20 protein-coding genes and 2 tRNA genes are annotated in these 15,679 nt (G+C 46.9%); 13 read left to right on the top strand and 9 right to left on the bottom strand.

The features are described from left to right. Positions 1-94 precede the first annotated feature (94 nt). The 4 genes from VJ249_10410 to VJ249_10425 form a co-directional block, all read right to left on the bottom strand. Positions 95-1,042 (bottom strand): TIGR03560 family F420-dependent LLM class oxidoreductase, encoded by a 948-nt coding sequence (locus VJ249_10410; protein HKZ94972.1) that lies wholly within the window; start codon positions 1,040-1,042, stop codon positions 95-97. 90 nt (positions 1,043-1,132) lie between these two features. After that, on the bottom strand, positions 1,133-1,603 hold the full coding sequence (locus VJ249_10415; GenBank protein ID HKZ94973.1) for a hypothetical protein: 471 nt from the start codon (positions 1,601-1,603) through the stop codon (positions 1,133-1,135). Between the two features lie 20 nt (positions 1,604-1,623). Next, positions 1,624-1,983 (bottom strand): hypothetical protein, encoded by a 360-nt coding sequence (locus VJ249_10420; protein ID HKZ94974.1) that lies wholly within the window; start codon positions 1,981-1,983, stop codon positions 1,624-1,626. 97 nt (positions 1,984-2,080) lie between these two features. Further along, positions 2,081-2,545, bottom strand: a complete 465-nt coding sequence (locus VJ249_10425) for an SRPBCC domain-containing protein (protein HKZ94975.1) — start codon at positions 2,543-2,545, stop codon at positions 2,081-2,083. Between the two features lie 89 nt (positions 2,546-2,634). Here VJ249_10425 and VJ249_10430 point away from each other — a divergent pair, with 89 nt between their 5' ends. The 3 genes from VJ249_10430 to VJ249_10440 all read left to right on the top strand — a co-directional run bounded on the left by VJ249_10430 (position 2,635) and on the right by VJ249_10440 (position 5,316). Then, on the top strand, positions 2,635-3,492 hold the full coding sequence (locus VJ249_10430; GenBank protein ID HKZ94976.1) for a DUF5615 family PIN-like protein: 858 nt from the start codon (positions 2,635-2,637) through the stop codon (positions 3,490-3,492). Positions 3,493-3,552: 60 nt separating this feature from the next. Further along, the gene (locus tag VJ249_10435) at positions 3,553-3,960 is read left to right on the top strand and encodes a hypothetical protein (GenBank protein HKZ94977.1); all 408 of its coding nucleotides are present in this window, start codon (positions 3,553-3,555) and stop codon (positions 3,958-3,960) included. Positions 3,961-4,689: 729 nt separating this feature from the next. After that, positions 4,690-5,316, top strand: coding sequence for a hypothetical protein (locus VJ249_10440; GenBank protein HKZ94978.1), 627 nt, complete (start codon positions 4,690-4,692; stop codon positions 5,314-5,316). An 11-nt stretch (positions 5,317-5,327) separates the two neighbouring features. On the opposite strand, the gene VJ249_10445 is transcribed toward VJ249_10440, so the two are convergent. The 3 genes from VJ249_10445 to VJ249_10455 all read right to left on the bottom strand — a co-directional run bounded on the left by VJ249_10445 (position 5,328) and on the right by VJ249_10455 (position 8,261). After that, on the bottom strand, positions 5,328-5,795 hold the full coding sequence (locus VJ249_10445) for an emp24/gp25L/p24 family protein (GenBank protein HKZ94979.1): 468 nt from the start codon (positions 5,793-5,795) through the stop codon (positions 5,328-5,330). A gap of 74 nt (positions 5,796-5,869) precedes the next feature. Next, positions 5,870-6,250, bottom strand: coding sequence for a putative metallopeptidase (locus tag VJ249_10450; GenBank protein ID HKZ94980.1), 381 nt, complete (start codon positions 6,248-6,250; stop codon positions 5,870-5,872). A gap of 46 nt (positions 6,251-6,296) precedes the next feature. Continuing rightward, on the bottom strand, positions 6,297-8,261 hold the full coding sequence (locus tag VJ249_10455) for a cation-translocating P-type ATPase (protein HKZ94981.1): 1,965 nt from the start codon (positions 8,259-8,261) through the stop codon (positions 6,297-6,299). A gap of 105 nt (positions 8,262-8,366) precedes the next feature. Here VJ249_10455 and nikR point away from each other — a divergent pair, with 105 nt between their 5' ends. Further along, on the top strand, positions 8,367-8,786 hold the full coding sequence (gene nikR, locus VJ249_10460; protein ID HKZ94982.1) for a nickel-responsive transcriptional regulator NikR: 420 nt from the start codon (positions 8,367-8,369) through the stop codon (positions 8,784-8,786). Between the two features lie 2 nt (positions 8,787-8,788). Here nikR and VJ249_10465 read toward each other — a convergent pair whose 3' ends face one another. Next, complete coding sequence (locus VJ249_10465) at positions 8,789-9,820, bottom strand: ATP-dependent 6-phosphofructokinase (GenBank protein ID HKZ94983.1); 1,032 nt, start codon at positions 9,818-9,820, stop codon at positions 8,789-8,791. Between the two features lie 164 nt (positions 9,821-9,984). Between VJ249_10465 and VJ249_10470 the strand changes: the two genes are divergently transcribed. After that, the gene (locus VJ249_10470) at positions 9,985-10,443 is read left to right on the top strand and encodes a CBS domain-containing protein (protein HKZ94984.1); all 459 of its coding nucleotides are present in this window, start codon (positions 9,985-9,987) and stop codon (positions 10,441-10,443) included. Between the two features lie 51 nt (positions 10,444-10,494). Here VJ249_10470 and VJ249_10475 read toward each other — a convergent pair whose 3' ends face one another. Next, positions 10,495-10,800, bottom strand: a complete 306-nt coding sequence (locus VJ249_10475; protein HKZ94985.1) for a GYD domain-containing protein — start codon at positions 10,798-10,800, stop codon at positions 10,495-10,497. Positions 10,801-11,157: 357 nt separating this feature from the next. On the opposite strand from VJ249_10475, the gene VJ249_10480 reads away from it, so the two are divergent. The 8 genes from VJ249_10480 to VJ249_10515 form a co-directional block, all read left to right on the top strand. Then, a tRNA-Ala gene (locus tag VJ249_10480) sits at positions 11,158-11,224 on the top strand. 72 nt (positions 11,225-11,296) lie between these two features. Beyond that, positions 11,297-11,542, top strand: a complete 246-nt coding sequence (locus tag VJ249_10485) for an AbrB/MazE/SpoVT family DNA-binding domain-containing protein (GenBank protein HKZ94986.1) — start codon at positions 11,297-11,299, stop codon at positions 11,540-11,542. Next, positions 11,543-11,941: a type II toxin-antitoxin system VapC family toxin gene (locus VJ249_10490; GenBank protein HKZ94987.1), complete on the top strand. Its 399-nt coding sequence runs from the start codon at positions 11,543-11,545 to the stop codon at positions 11,939-11,941. Between the two features lie 167 nt (positions 11,942-12,108). Next, a tRNA-Ala gene (locus VJ249_10495) sits at positions 12,109-12,183 on the top strand. A gap of 274 nt (positions 12,184-12,457) precedes the next feature. Next, on the top strand, positions 12,458-13,627 hold the full coding sequence (locus VJ249_10500; GenBank protein ID HKZ94988.1) for a glycosyltransferase family 4 protein: 1,170 nt from the start codon (positions 12,458-12,460) through the stop codon (positions 13,625-13,627). Positions 13,628-13,640: 13 nt separating this feature from the next. After that, on the top strand, positions 13,641-14,696 hold the full coding sequence (locus VJ249_10505) for a glycosyltransferase (protein ID HKZ94989.1): 1,056 nt from the start codon (positions 13,641-13,643) through the stop codon (positions 14,694-14,696). Between the two features lie 119 nt (positions 14,697-14,815). After that, entirely contained in the window at positions 14,816-15,199 is a 384-nt protein-coding gene (locus VJ249_10510; GenBank protein HKZ94990.1) for a CBS domain-containing protein, read from the top strand. Between the two features lie 18 nt (positions 15,200-15,217). Then, a partial coding sequence (locus tag VJ249_10515; protein HKZ94991.1) for a glycosidase occupies positions 15,218-15,679 on the top strand: 462 nt, incomplete at its 3' end.

A 15,679-nucleotide genomic window follows, 5' to 3' on the forward strand; every position in this document is an offset into this window, starting at 1 on the left:
AAAAATCTATACCTATGTAGGAACACTGACGACGCTTTCGTAACCACACTTCGTTTTTTCGCCAATTCAGCAGCGTTATTCCGCTTTCACACCGCTACCTTAATTGTGGCAAAACATTGTCGGAAAACAGCTTAGCTTCTTCAAGATTGAGAAAACCCATTGTAAAGAGGCTCACACCCTTCGCAACGTATCTCTGCATTTTCTCAACCCACTGTTCAGGAGTGCCTCCCGCCGATCCGATCCTTTTCCGGTATTCATCAATGGCCATGCCTAGACGCTGGGCACGCTGCTGTATCTTCGATTCGATCTCCTCTTCTGTCAACCCCACAATGGGAGTTACGCCTATCGCCTTCTTTATCTCGTTGAATTCCCTTTGGACGGTTGTGCAGTGTTTTTTCAGTGCAGCCAACTTCTGGTCTAGGACTTCCTCCGACGGGTTGAAGGCGAAATGGCTTATGTCAGCGTATTTGGCAGCGATCTTGAGTGTCCTAGTCTCGCCTCCGCCTCCAACCATTATCGGTGGAGGTCTCTGTATAGGAAGTGGCGCGTTCAACACGTTGTCAACGTGGTACAACTTGCCACTGAAGCTTGTGCGCTCACGTGTAAACATGCTTTTGCATATTTGGATAGTTTCCTCAAGGCCTTTCATGCGTTCTTTAACTGGTGGAAATCGTCCGAAGTAGCCGTTGAATTCCTTTTCGTGCCATCCTGCGCCGATGCCGAAGATCAAGCGCCCGCTCGATATTATGTCAATGGTTGTAGCCATCTTTGCGAGCACGGTAGGCTGTCGATAATAATAACATGAAACAAGGGGACCCAATCTGATCTTGCTCGTGACAGCAGCTAAGCCAGCAAGCGTGGACCAACATTCCAGCGGATGCCTTTCGGAACCGTCAGGATTCGCCATATTCATGAAATGATCTGACACCGTAAACAAGTCAAAACCGAGCTTCTCAACTCCCAAACACAAACTCTTTAGTTCATGAAAATTACGACCTTCGGGAGCAACATGAACACCGAACAAAATGTCATCCCGCTGCATTTAGAGGCCTCAAAAGAAATCAGTCATGCAGACCAGTATTTGAGCGTTGCATAAAGAACGAGAAGAACGGTGGGAAAACGCCTCGAAGCATCAAAACGTTGCCAATGATCTCTCGTAGTCAGCTACAATGAACTGTTTGCCCTTTTGAATGACCTTGTGGCCTTCGCTCTCAAGAAGCTTCCTTTGCGCTAAAGCTCCACCCGGGTACTTTTCGTTGATGACTCCGCCAGCCCTCAAAGTGCGCCAGTAGGGCAATACACTCTTCTCGCCCTTCTGCTTCTGCTCTTCCGCCGCGTTGGCTGCAACCCAAGCGAAAATACCCGTAGTAATCGGGCAGCCGATCGAAGCCTTGTGCTTCTTCGCTAGAGCTACGCGAATCTCGTTGATGGTGGTGATTTTGCCCTTGGGCACTTGTCTCATGAGTTTGTCGACTTCGATGGGCGCTGGAATGACCACCGTGCCTGCGCCCCAGCGTTTGCTCATTTTGTCAGTGATCTTTTCCACTTTTGGCAGGTCCTTGCTGTCATGCAGTTTTTCAGCCCAGCTTTTTTTCGTTGGCATTTTGTCCACCTTGTCGATGGCTAGAATGTCAGGCTGAATTTGAACAGGGCGAAGCCGATTAGTCCAAGTATTATTGCGATGGCTGCGAATATGATGACCGCTAGCAGTGAGATGGCAAGAGCCTTCAGCCATCCGCAGTCGAAAAAGTATTTCACAATCACCAGCCACAGAATCAACTGGATGATTGAAGCAATGAAACCGGTGAAGAAGGCGCCAAAAAGAGTTCCAACCACTATGCCAACAACAACTATCCAGATTGCATCTGTAAGCTTAGCTTTCTCCTTGCCGACAATTGCTCTTCCTGAGAGCCAGAGAACCGGCGAGAGTATTAAGATGTTTACGACGATGTGAATTGCGAGCCAATCTAAGTTGACAGCCAACTTCAGTTTTCTCCTTTGCTCCAATCTTTGGCTTAGCGAGTTATGAGACTAAGTTAATAACGCTTTTGAGCCACTACGAGACTAGGCGTAAAACGGGCTACCTCGCAAAGTATTCTTTGAGAGGGGTCCAGTAGAAGTCGATCCATCCTTGCTCTACGTCTTTCGCCTGACTCGCTGGCACATCAGAGTGTGCCATAACTATTTGAGTGCCGCCTTCAGCTTTCCTGAAAGTCAACTCTAATCTCGAAGAGGCATAGCCTCGCGGCCATTCCGTTGTCTTCCATTCTTGAACTATTCTCTTTCCTTTATCCAACTCCAAATTCTTTCCAAAAATGTAACCGTCCCACGCTGTGAACTTGCCGCCTACTTCCGGGTTGCAGGTGGCCTTGCTGCCGGTGAAGGCGCTATGTTTTCCAGCATTCATGAAAGCTTCATAAACCTCTTCAGGTGAAGCTGAGACAACTACGGTCTGTTTGATCGTCTTAACTTTCGTTTCGATTTGGCCTCCGTCAGCATCAAAAGCATCTGTAAGAATGCTGTAGGCAATAAGGTCTCCTATCACGTATGGTTGCCATTGTTAACAGGTCGTGAAATGCTCTTAATAGCCGCCTTGTTCAAATGCCATTGCATCCTGAAAGGAGCGAATTGCGCGTGAAGCTACTCCTAGATGAAATGTACACTGGATTAAAGGAATATCTGCAGGCTCTAGGTTGGGATGTGGTAACGGTTCACGATGCCAACTTGGCTGGAGCCAGCGACAGAAAGATTGTTGAGTATGCTGAAAGGAACGGACTGCTGCTCGTGACACAGGATGAAAAACACGCTGATTTAGCCAGCTTGCGACATGTTCCCTGCGTGCTCATTTCAAAAACTATGCTCACGAAAATGATAGATGCCGAGTTAAGAAAAACCCAAACTTCAGGCGTGGCTGAAATCAAAATGAAGCCATCTCGCATTTTTGACCCAGCACATATTGCTGTGTTAGAATCAGAAGACCGTAAGATGTGGCAGAACCCGGACGAGATACTAGCTGGCGTCGAGCTTCGACCGAATTGGGTTGCTGTGGATTTGGGTTGCGGCAGTGGGTATTTCACCGTGCCGCTTTCCAATAAGGTCAAGAGAGTTCTAGCAATTGATGTTCAGAAAGAAATGCTGGACTTCCTTAAGAACAAGATAAGACAGCTCAAGATCAAGAACATAAAACTACTGCTTTCTCAACCCAATGAAATCCCTGTTGGGGACAACAGCGTTGATTTCTTAATGTCAGTTAACGCGCTTCACGAGTTTGATGCCAGAGACAAGATGACCGAAGAAATGAGACGGGTCCTTAAGAAAGGCGGAAAGCTGCTTGTTGTTGACTTCAAAAAAGAGGACACGGGTTTCGGTCCACCAGTCAGTATAAGAGTTAGTAAGGAAAGGGCTGTCAGAGTTTTTGAGAAAAGAGGTTTCAGGCTGTCAAAAACCAAGGATTTGCCTTATCATTATGTGCTGGTTTTCGTTAAGGCTTAATGTTGACTCTGCGTTCATAAAATACATAGCTTGCGTTTCCGAATCTTTTTTGGATGTTAGATGCGTCAGATTATCCGAACCAAGCAATCTGGTCAAATTCTAGGCAGCATTCTTTGCCTCCTCGGCTTTGTAGCGTTGCTGCTGGTTTTCTGGAAAGCTTGGCCCAGTGCTTCGGGTTCCGCCGATGTATTTTCAGCGCTTTGGTCTCAAGTTCTCAACGGGCAGATAAATCTTGGGTCGCTTCTAGTCTTGAAACTGGTCTACTTGATGATAGGGGGATCTGCTCTCTTAATTTTGGGAATAGCGGTGTTGGCTTTGAGTCGTCAGATTTTCTACGTTTCGGGCGAATCCACTTTAATCCAGTGCCCGTACTGCAGAAATCAATGGAAGGCTAGGCGAGCCATGGGCTGGGCTGAATGCCCATTCTGCCGCAAATTCATTCATCCACAAACTGTAAAGAAAATCTAGGCTTTGAGGCGTGAATTCCTAATCGAATTCTTTGTCCTTGACTTTAACACGAACATAAGCCTGTTCAAATACTATTGCATTGTTGATTTCTTTTAGCCATGTTTCCCGTCGGTTGTCTTTGCCCAACTTTGTCGAAGCTCCTGACTGCGTCTAGGCTTCGTGGAAAAAGGGTATTAGCGGTTATGAATTCAGAATCAACATTTAAAATCAACCATTAGCAAAACGGGGAACTCGGCGCGGTCTCCTTTCTCTCTTTCTTGGAAGAAGGCTCCAAAAATGAAAATGCCCAAGCTGAGTCTAAGCCCAGACGGTTCCAGCTCGTTCGGTCACCCGTGACATGTCGTCGGCGTCGCTCTCATTTGATGTCATCGCGTGAGGTGCGACTCAAACAATCGATACGGATCAACCGCTCGGGTTGGTCGTCCAAGCGTGCTTCTCAACTTGGGCAAAGATGTTAGAGGTGAGAATGATATTTAAGGAGTTTGTACAGCTTTCGTCAACATTCGTTGATCATGGAAAATCTTTTTGACAGGAGAGATGACATTTGGCTCCATACCTTAGGCGATAGCTGGATTTCCATGGAAGGTATTTAACTTCTAGCAGGTTTCGAGTTGGAGATTCTAGGCGTTTTTCACCCGTTGCGCCTGTATTAGAGCCTAAAAGTTTAAGCCGTTACTTTTAGAAGTCAGTTGCGAGAACATGCCTAGCAAGTGGGCAAGGAAAGTAATTATGACGAAGACTGACGCGTTCGACGACGACCTTAGCTTTCTGCTATCTAGACTTGCTCAAGGCATGTCTCTGGACACTGTGAAGCCGCTCACTGAACTTGAGGAGCATCTGGTGCAGCTTCACAGAGAAAACATAGTCAAGATAAATCATTCTGTAATGGAGTTGGTGTGCGCCAAGCATCTAATCGAGAAAGGCTATCAAGTGAAGGTTGAATACCCATTGGACGGCGGCTTAACATGCGACTTGTATGCGACCAAAGGTTACGGCAGCTTGATTGTAGAGATAGAGACAGGTTTTGTTCCGCCTGACCACGCTCTCGATCCAGAAGCCTACATTTCCGCAAGAATAGCCAGCAAAATCATTCGATACAGTTATAGGGCAGGCAAATTCGCCTTGGGTATGCCGCCTCATTACCTGCTGCAATTCCCAGCAGCTTTCACTCAAACACCACGGATGAGAAAGACAGACGATTTGAAAGCGATAAAAACTCTGTGCGATACATACTATCAAAATCCGCCTGTGACATTGAACGAGATTAAGGACGCTCGAATACACGTCGTCTACATTATCGACGTGGATGAGGCAGTAGTGCGAGAGGCTGACCCTGAGCTTTACGTCCCGAAATGAGTATTCAGCCCTTATTTCGGCATTAGCGCGACGTAAAGTACTATTCCGATCAATGCAACGGCTGCGATAAACAGAAAGAGGAATTGCTCCTGCGGCATACCCATGATGTAACTTGTGACCGTGTAGTTCAATGAAACCGTCTTGCGGTGAGCACTGGATAGCGAATTGTCGAAATGCAGTTGGTAATCTCCATTGGCATTTGCCGTGAATGAAAAACTTCTCTGCATAACATCGTCGTGGTGCATAATCGTGTTGTTGAATGGATCAGTGACGTAGAAGTTGACCCCAGTTTCATCATTGCTCACCGCTGAGAAGCTGCCTGATACGCTGTCGGTTTCACGCAGACTCAGCGTTATTGTGTGTTCCTTGAGAGGTTGAACTGTGAAGTTCGCATTGTCTCCCAAAACAGGTGCAATCATGCCAAAAAAGGCGTAAGCGCTGAGAAAGATGAACACGAGGGCACAAGCTGACCTTGGCAAGATGTATCCTTCAAGAATTCCCTGCGCAGGATAAGGCTATGAGGATTATGAACTCTGAATAAGGATGTTGAAGCTCACTTTTTGCCAGATGCAAATCGCTCGTGAAGTGTTTCAATTTTCTTCCTAGTTATGTTGCCTTTGTGCGGTCTGAATCCTCCAGCGAAGCCTTGTGGGATGTGCAGAAGCTCGTGAATTATGACTTTCTCTTTCTCTTCTTGGCTTAGGCAGTCGTAGCGTTCAGAAATTACTTCTATCAAATAGCTGGCCGATCTGTTCAAGGCTCTTTGCCACAACTTGCTTAAGTTGTGAATGCGCGCGACTGTACGCCTGGACTTTGAATTCATGCTTCTGTAGCAGTAGATTCCGTTCAGGTTGATATGATGAAAATGAAGCTGAGTTGCTATGCGTTCCACTAGGTCCTTGACGTCTGGAGCTTCATGATATTTGATTGGCATGGGCTATACGATAGACACTGGTCAAAAATAAATTGTTCCTAAAAATTTAGGCCTTGAGTCTGGGTATGCGCAAAGTGTTGAGCAATAGCAGCATGGTTACGCCATCATCTCCAGTGGCGACAGCAAACCACAACGGAACTAGACCCAGAAAACCCAACGCGCCTAATAGCATTTTGACGCCCAATGAAACAGCAATGTTCTGTTTAGCGATTTTGACAGACAGCTTGCTGATTCGTTGCAAGTAGGGGATCTTGCTTAACTCGTTCTTAACTAGCACTATGTCCGCCGATTCAAGCGCTACGTCGACTCCGCCGCTGCCCATGGCAATGCCCACATCTGACGCCGCCAGCGCTGGAGCGTCGTTTATGCCGTCTCCAACCATTGCAACTAATCCTTTCTGAGCCTTGAGCTGATCAACGATTTTCAGCTTGTCCTCTGGAAAGAGATTGGCATGAGTTTCGTCTACGCCTAGGCGTCTTGAAACTTCCTCAGCCAACTCTGCCTTATCGCCTGTAAGCATCACGGTACGAACGCTCGCTTCGTTCAACGCTTTCACAGCTTCAGCAGCGTCATTCCTTACTTGGTCGACTAAACAAAAGGATGGTGGCGCACACTGATTGATTGAAACGTAAACTCGAGTGTGCTTCTCATTTTCTTTCGAACCAGTTGAAGCTATTTCTACTCCTTCTTGCCTCATGAATTCAGCGTTGCCCACGGAGACGCGACAACCTCCAACATAGCCCACGATCCCTTTTCCGGGAAGTTCCTTCACGTTTTTGACTTCAAGTCCATGGTACTGGCAGCCGTTTTCAGTTGCTCTCTTTACAAATCCTTTGGCGAGAGGGTGATTGGAATACTGCTCTAGCGCAGCCGCATACATGAGAGCTTTTTGATCGTTTGTCTGGTTCAGACAGTTGACTTCGCGAAGGGCAGGTTGACCCAGCGTAAGCGTTCCAGTCTTGTCGAACACGACCGTTTTGACTTTGTCCATTTTTTCCACGTAGACGCCACCTTTGATAATAATGCCTTTTCGAGCAGCCGTTGTTATCGCTGTAAAGAAGGTTGCTGGAACAGACAGCACAAATGCGCTGGGACAGGAGACAACAAGCAGTATTAGTGAGCGGTACATCCATGGTTGAGATGCCTCTCCTGCGACGTATGGCATGCCGAAAGCCACGAAAACTGCCATTGCAACTACTATTGGAACGTAGAAGCGAGCAAAGCGATCGACCAGCCTCTCCATAGACGCTTTTCTCTTCCTTGACTCTATCACCAACTTGGCAATTCTGGAGACCAAGGTTTCATCCGATTCTTTTGCCACTTGAATGTTGAGCACTCCGTCTGCGTTAAGCGTGCCTGCGAAAACCGCGTCTCCTTCTCTTTTGCAGATAAGTGCTGACTCGCCTGTCACCAAAGACTGATCAACTGAGGACATTCCGTTTTGGATTATGCCGTCTAATGGGATTCTTTCGCCAGCTCTGACTACGATAAGGTCGCCGGTTTTCACCTGTTTCACATTGACTGTTTTCTCTGAGCCATTTTCCACTACGTGTGCGTTCTCAGGCATGTAGGTTGAGAGTTTCTCCACCGTTTGTCGGGCTCGGTCTTCGATGAAGTGTTCAAAGTGCTCGGCGAGAGAGTAGAGCAGTAGCACAGTGGCGGCTTCGAAAAGGAAGCCTAGATAAGTGGCGCCCAAAGCCGCCACAGACATTAAGAACTCAACTGAAAAGCGGCGTTCAATTAACAGCTCTCTTAAGCCGACAAAGCCGACGTAAACAGCTATTGCAGTAACAACTGCTTGATAGAGGAGCTTTGAGACAGTTACCTGCTCATTCGTTAAAGGCAGGCTATACAAGAGAGGAAGTCCGGCGGCAAACCACTCGAGAAAAGTTGAAAGGATTATCGTTACTCCTAAGGTAGCGGCTAGATAAAGCCAAGGCCTGTGCTCTTCTTCTTCAAATTCGCCTACTTCGGCGCCAGTGTTTGTGCTCCTCATCGGCTTCAACGACATACAAGACGTTGTTTCGGAATAGATATTAATCTAATGCTTGAAATAACGCAACGAATATTAGTGCATTACTACAATTATAGGGTTAAGTTAATACGGTGGTATGTGATGACCGTTATAAGCATAACCTTGCCCAGCGATCTTCTGAACAAGTTTAACCAGTTTATCAAATCGCGAGGCTACTACAGCCGGTCTGAGGCTTTCCGCGACGCCGTCAGAAGCCTAATAGCCGAAGCAGAACTTGCCAAGCTTGAAACAGGAACAGTGGCAGCGACTATGATGATCACCTGCGAATACGCGAGAAGAGACGTGGACCTGCGTATGAGCGAGGTCAGGCATGAATTCGACGACATAGTGGTTGAGAACTTTCACAGACACATAAACCAGCAATACTGCTTGGAAGTTTTCATAGCTGAAGGCCACTATCAGCGAGTACTGGAACTGATTGGCAGGATTCGTGGTGTGAGAGGGATACAAGAAGTGAAGGCTACTTTCATGCCTTTGAAGGCAAAAGCGAAGGAAGAGTAGTCTCATCTGAAGAATGTTTTAGCCACTTCGTAGAGTTCTTGAGGCACGCATTTTCGTTCCTTCAAAGCGTCTTTCAACGGTGCGGAGACCACGTCGCAAGCCTGGAAACTAGCCATTTCTCCCCACCTTCTGTCTAGAACCAACTCCATTGCCTTTGTTCCCAACCTCATTGCCAATATCCTGTCGAAAGCAGTCGGTGGACCGCCACGTTGCAGGTGGCCCAGAATAACTGACCTTGCCTCCAGCCCAGTGTTTTCTTGTATAAGACCCTCGAGAACGCGGCTGATCCCGCCCAACCGCGGATGTCCAAACTCATCTTTATCTTCACTTGCCATGACGATTTGTTCTTTTTCTTTGAAGACTTTGGCGCCCTCAGCCACAACGATGATACTGTAGGCTTTTCCATTTTTTTCGCGTTTTTTCAACACATCGTAAATTTGACTTAGCCCCAACGGGAACTCGGGAATTAAGGTTAAGTTTGCGCCACCTGCCAGCCCAGCGTAAAGTGCTATCCAGCCTGTGTTTCTGCCCATAACTTCGACGATTACTATTCTGTGATGCGCTTCTGCCGTCGTGCGTAATCTGTCAATTGCATCCGTGGCTATAGCGACTGCTGTGTCGAAGCCTATGCTGTAGTCTGTTCCTGAAAGGTCGTTGTCGATTGTCTTAGGGATGGCCACAATTGGCGTGCGCATTTCGTAGAGCTTTTGGGCTACGCTTAAGGTGTCTTCGCCGCCCATGACCAGTAACGCGTGCAGTCTCAGTTTCTTGATGTTGTTAATGACCTTTTTAGGTCCGTTTTCGATTTTGAACGGATTTGTTCTTGACGTGTAGAGAATTACGCCTCCTCGTGAGTGGATTTCTTCCACGTTATCCGGAGTTAACGATTGGGTGTCCAGATTTAGGAGACCTGCCCACCCGTTTTTGATGCCTATGGTTTCAAAGCCTAACGCGTTTGCTTTGGTCACCGCTGCTTTGATTGCCGCGTTCAGGCCGGGTGCGTCTCCGCCGCCAACTAGGATGCCGATTTTCACGAGGTTTCAGCCTCTGAATGCTGTCTGGGATTTGTTGACTGAAAAGCTTTTTCTTTCGAGGTTGGACGAGGAAGAGCAAAGTGAGCTTACTGCGAATCTTGATTTTGTGTTCTGTGAGCTTATAGACTCGGGGGGGCACAAGATAGTTTAGGGTGCAGTAAGTGATGATGCTGAAAATTGAGGACATCATGGTTGAAACCGTAATCACAGTCGAAGCCACTGCAACAGTTATGAAAGCTGTTAAACTCATGAACGAGAATGAAATCGGGTGCCTTGTGGTGACAAAAAAAGGAAGAGCCGTGGGCATAATTACTGAACGCGATTTGCTTAAGCGGGTCATAGGTAAATCTAAGAACCCAACTAGGACCAAGGTGCAGGATATTATGACGAAGCCGCTTATCGCTGGCTATTCTGACATGGATTTGGAAGATGCCACGCGATTGATGTTTGAAAAGAAGATCAAGAAACTGCCGGTGGTTGATCACGGTCGACTAAGGGGTTTGATTACCCTTACAGATGTTGCCCGATTTCAGCCTCAGATGATAAAGATATTGAAAAAGCTGTCAGATCACGTGTCTGCGCCGCAACGTATGAAGAAAGTCATGAACTACTACGTGTGCTAGAACCGCCGGCAAGGCAAAAGAGAAAAATGGAGAGTTCGCAGCCGCTAACGGTTATTTTTTCTTGGCTGCGGTTTTCTTCATGCTGGCTATGAACTCGTTGATGGGTATCGCTGCCATGCTCATTATTTGAACTGTGCCTCTTGAGCCTAGTTCCATCGAGACTTTGGCGATTGTCTTGTTGTCTGGCGCTTCAACTACGTTGACGAAGTCGTAGGGTCCGAGTACTACGTATTGTGAGAGGACTTTGGCGCCTAGGGCTTCGATTTCTTTGTTGACTTCTTGTATTCTTTCTGGGCGTTCTTTTACTGTTCTTCTTCCTTCATCGGTGAGTGTAGAGAGTAGAATGTATGTTGGCATGGTTTGTGTTCCTCGGAGAAGAGGGTTTAGGTTGATTTGGCTTTTCTGTTTTTCGCAGTTATGAGCGTGGACGAGGGTTAGTATGAGCGCAGAAAAATTTTTTGCGTTGAAAGTTGTAGTTTTCAGCGTGTTTTTGGCGTTCTGTCCATGGTTCTGTATGTTGTTTCTGGCTCTGTTGGCTGGTGTTTTGTGGTGCGTTTCAACATGGTTTGTGGTGCGATTCGATGTTGCTTGTGGTGCGCATCATCTATGCTGACGTGAAATGGTGTGGAAGGAGAGGGAGAGGGTCGAGGAAAAATCCAAATAGAGGACAACTGCCAAATAGGCTGAAATTGTAGGATGCTCCTTCGAGGGCTGGTAGTTCAGTTTGGTATGAACGCCTGACTTGCACTCAGGAGATCAGGGGTTCAAATCCCACTGTGCACTTTCTCAGTTGCCGTTCATTGAAAAATGTATAAATACAGGTCTTACGTTTGTATAACTTTGGGTAGGAATTATGTTAGAAGAAGAAATGAAAGTCGGTCCTAAAGGTCAAGTAGTTATTCCACGGGCAGTCAGGAAGACGCTTAAAATACATCCAGGTTCGAGGGTTGTTTTCAAGCTGGAAGGAGAAAAACTGGTCTTAGAGAAACTCGTGTTTGATGCGGTAGGCGCCTTCGAAGAAATCGCTAAAAAAGGCTCCTCCGTTAAGAGAATCAGCGCACATGCCTACGAAGAAGAACTGAGCTCGAGGAACATGTAAGTGCTCTACCTCGACTCTAATGTCTTCTTGTACGCCACCTTAAACACAGAGGAAATCGGCAACCGAGCGAGAAACCTTCTCATGCAGGTACAGCAAGGAAAAAAGCAAGCGTGTTCGTCGGCGCTTACTTTTGATGAAATTGTTTGGGTTGTGAAGAAGTATCGAACGCAGCAAGACGCTATAATAGCAGGTGAAGCCTTCTTGAATTTCCCAAACGTAAAACTAATTTCAGTGACCGAAGATTTACTGTCGTTTGCGTTGGGCCTTATCAAAAAACACAGTCTTGACCCAAGAGATTCTATCCATGCAGCCTCTGCAATCTTCAACAAAACAGAAGCGTTGGTCTCAACCGATGAACATTTCGACAAAATAAAAGGACTCAACAGAAAACCTCTGTGACCTCGAGAAGAACACGCATTCCAAATGCAGAAATGTTATTCTAATGATGTCAATCGTTAAGAATGCACCTTAATTTCTAGTTTTCATTTATTTTTTGCCTCAGAAAGAAAACACGACAGATCAGGTAAACAAAACCCTAAATTTAGACTCTGCTATTCCAAATATGAGGGCTGGTAGTTCAGTTTGGTATGAACGCCTGACTTGCACTCAGGAGGTCGGGGGTTCAAATCCCCCCCAGTCCACTTCAAGCGCGCGCTAATCATATGGTTCGGCGTAGTCACAGGCGTAACAGTAGGACTAAGCTACAACAAGGAGCCAAAGTGAGGGCATTCTGAAAATGTGTTTGTAGGGGAGCACTTGATATCAAGAGCGCGCGCTACTTCTCACCTCAGAAAACAACATCAACAAGAGGCAAATTTCTTTAACGGCGAAACGCGTATTAATCTACAAAGGCGTTTTCAAGCCAAAATTCACTACATTCTTGAAGCGAAAAATTCAGGCAAGGTAATGTCAGAATTGTCCACAAAGCCTCGAGTTCCAGAATCGAACGAAGAATACATTGCCTTTCTGGGCACGTACACTCCCAGAGAATGCGGAATAGCCACCTTCACGAAAGACCTAGTCGACTCCATAGACCTCCTCGGTGAATTCGCCCCAGCCCGACTCATAAGCGTAAACGAAATAGAGACAATCTACGACTACGACAGCCGAGTCAAACAACAGATAAGGCAGGATTTCGAAGAGGATTACATTCAAGCCGCCAAGTATATCAACTCATCCAAAATCAACGTAGTAAACGTACAACACGAATTCGGAATATACGGAGGAGAATGGGGAAAGTACATCCTCTCCTTCCTCCAAAACGTACACAAACCAGTCATAACCACACTCCACACAGTCCAACCAGACTTCGAATCGACAGCACGAAACGTGCTGAAAGAAACCCTCTCTCACAGCAAAGCAATCGTGGTCATGGCAAGAACCGCCAAGAACATTCTCAAGGAATACAACGTCCCAAGCAAGAGAATCAACGTCGTCCAACACGGCTGCCCAGACATGCCCTTCCTAAACAGTGACAACGTGAAGCCCTCGCTGGGTTTGAAAGGAAGAACCATCTTGTCCACCTTCGGCCTAATAAACAGAGGCAAAGGCATCGAGTACGCCATCCAAGCACTCCCACCTCTAGTTGAAAAGCACCCAAACATACTCTACCTTATAATCGGCGAAACACACCCCGAAGTAAGAAAAATCGAAGGCGAAAACTACCGCATGAACCTCATCAGACTAGTCGACCAACTGGGATTAAAGAACCACGTAAGATTTCACAACCGCTTCCTAACAAAAAGGGAACTAATAAGGTACCTCCACGCCACAGATATCTGCATCACACCCTACATAGGCTCAGACCAAATCAGCAGCGGCACCTTAGTCTACGCTTTAGGAGCCGGCAGAGTAGTAGTATCAACTCCCTACCTCCACGCTAAAGAGGTGCTGTCTCACGGACGAGGCATGTTCTGCGAGTTCAAAAACCCAGACTCAATCGCCGATGGAGTGAAGAAACTTCTAGAAAACGACAAACTGAGAAGAGACATAGAGAAAAAAGCTTACAGGTACAGTCGAAGCTTTACATGGCCAAAGGTCGCCCAAAAATACACAGACATACTCAAACAAGCGATACACGCTTAAGAGGAACGCTCACGTGAATCTCCCACCCATCAAACTAAACTTCCTTAAAGCAATCACAGATGACACTGGCGTTTTTCAACATTCTAAATTCGGAACACCAAATCGGCTAGAAGGATACACAACCGACGACAACGCCCGAGCTCTCATAGCCATCACCAAGCACAGCAAAATCAAAGAAAACTCCCAATCGGACAGGTTGATAGACACATACCTAAGTTTCCTTTTGCACATGCAGAGAGCAGACGGCAAAATGCATAACTTCCTAAGCTATGATCGAAACTTCATTGACGACGAAGGGTCCGAAGACTGTGCAGGTCGCACCCTGTGGGCCTGCGGATACGTAATAAACAGCAAGCTATCAGCCGAGAGGAAGCTTCTGGCAAAAGAAATCTTCGACAAAGCCTTTCGGTGGGCATGCTTCTTTAAATCCCCCAGAGCGAAAGCCTTCGCAATACTTGGCCTAAGTAATTACCACAAGGCCTTCACACGAGACCAAAACCTAACCCAGAACATAAAGACACTATCAGACAAACTGCTCGAATACTACAAAAACACGCGCTCCATCGACTGGCGCTGGTTTGAACCCTACCTCACCTACGTCAACGGCAGACTTCCACAAGCTCTCTTCGAAGCCTACCAAGAAACAAAACAAACCAGATATGTTCGAGTCGCGGAGGAGTCCCTGAAATTCCTACTCGAAGTTCAAATACTAAACGACAAATTCGTGCCCATAGGCAACAAAGGCTGGTACAAAAAAGGAGAATCACGGTCAACGTACGATCAGCAATCCGTGGAAGCAGCCTCAATGACGGAAGCAGCATTATCGGCCTACCGGGCAACAGGCAACCGCCACTACAAGAAAGCAGCACGAACAATCTTCAACTGGTTCTTAGGACAGAACACCCAAAACGCCTTCGTCTATAATTTCACAACAGGCGGCTGCCACGACGGAATAACTGAGAAAGGACTCAACCTCAACGAGGGAGCAGAAGCCACTGTTAGCTACCTTTCCGCCCGCATGGAACTTCAGACCGACCGCCAAATAGAGCCAGTAAACACCAGATACTAGCTTTCTCGGCCTTTTTCGTGCGAAAAGCCTTCCAGACAGCATTTTTGTGAATCCTCAGACAGTTTGCCTTATTAATCAAGGAAACCAGAGCTAGGCACAGAGGCAAAACAAATTTGCTGATGGTAAAGCACGTAATGATCGAAGACGTGGTAACAGCGAAGACCAATATCACAGCCAAAGAAGCCGTCCGAACACTGTGGGAAAGACACATAGGCTCAATCGTCATCACGGACGACAAGGAAAAATGCATAGGAATCTTCACCGAGCGAGATGCCATAAGAATGATAGCTAGCGACGTCTCACTGGACACCCCCATCGAACAAGTGATGACGAAAAATGTCGCCACGATCGTAAAAGAGGCTTCTCTGGAAGAAGCAAGACGCCTCATAATCTCACATGGAATCCGACACGTTCCAGTAGTAGACGGCGAAGGAAAAATTGTGGGCATGTTCTCTGTCAGAAGACTCATCGATGAACTCTATGGACTCACCGCAACAAAATAGGGCTAGGACACAGAAAGAATGAGACGGTTCCAAGACAATCCAATCCTTCGGCCGATAGTATCAAACCCGTGGGAATCCAGAAGAGTATTCAACGCTGCCGCCGTCAGAGTGGGCAAACAAGTCCACATACTGTACCGGGCGATAGGAAACGACGGCATATCCCGCATCGGATACGCCGCCTCGTCCGACGGATACGTAATCGACGAGCGTTCACCAATCCCCATTTTTGAACCCAACAGCAAAGCTGAAGACTGTGGATGCGAGGACCCGCGACTAACTCTCTTCGACAACCGAATAATAATGGCATACACAGCTCTAACCGAAATTGACCACGAACAACTCTACCAAATCTCCCTAACGTCGATCTCAGTCGATGATTTCCTGAGCAAACAGTGGAGATGGAACGAACGACTGCTGCCGTTCAGAGGCGTACGCAACAAAGACGCCGTCATTTTCCCCAAAAAAATCGATGATAAATAC

It is taken from the genome of Candidatus Bathyarchaeia archaeon (assembly GCA_035283685.1).
Lineage (GTDB): Archaea > Thermoproteota > Bathyarchaeia > Bathyarchaeales > Bathyarchaeaceae > DATETJ01.

Bases quoted from the DNA above. Each gene is read 5' to 3' on its own strand.
- nikR (HKZ94982.1), top strand. From the start codon at position 8,367: ATGACCGTTATAAGCATAACCTTGCCCAGCGATCTTCTGAACAAGTTT.
- VJ249_10410 (HKZ94972.1), bottom strand. From the start codon at position 1,042: ATGCAGCGGGATGACATTTTGTTCGGTGTTCATGTTGCTCCCGAAGGT.
- VJ249_10415 (HKZ94973.1), bottom strand. From the start codon at position 1,603: ATGCCAACGAAAAAAAGCTGGGCTGAAAAACTGCATGACAGCAAGGAC.
- VJ249_10510 (HKZ94990.1), top strand. From the start codon at position 14,816: ATGGTAAAGCACGTAATGATCGAAGACGTGGTAACAGCGAAGACCAAT.
- VJ249_10470 (HKZ94984.1), top strand. From the start codon at position 9,985: ATGATGCTGAAAATTGAGGACATCATGGTTGAAACCGTAATCACAGTC.
- VJ249_10435 (HKZ94977.1), top strand. From the start codon at position 3,553: ATGCGTCAGATTATCCGAACCAAGCAATCTGGTCAAATTCTAGGCAGC.
- VJ249_10450 (HKZ94980.1), bottom strand. From the start codon at position 6,250: ATGCCAATCAAATATCATGAAGCTCCAGACGTCAAGGACCTAGTGGAA.
- VJ249_10475 (HKZ94985.1), bottom strand. From the start codon at position 10,800: ATGCCAACATACATTCTACTCTCTACACTCACCGATGAAGGAAGAAGA.
- VJ249_10455 (HKZ94981.1), bottom strand. From the start codon at position 8,261: ATGTCGTTGAAGCCGATGAGGAGCACAAACACTGGCGCCGAAGTAGGC.
- VJ249_10440 (HKZ94978.1), top strand. From the start codon at position 4,690: ATGACGAAGACTGACGCGTTCGACGACGACCTTAGCTTTCTGCTATCT.
- VJ249_10485 (HKZ94986.1), top strand. From the start codon at position 11,297: ATGTTAGAAGAAGAAATGAAAGTCGGTCCTAAAGGTCAAGTAGTTATT.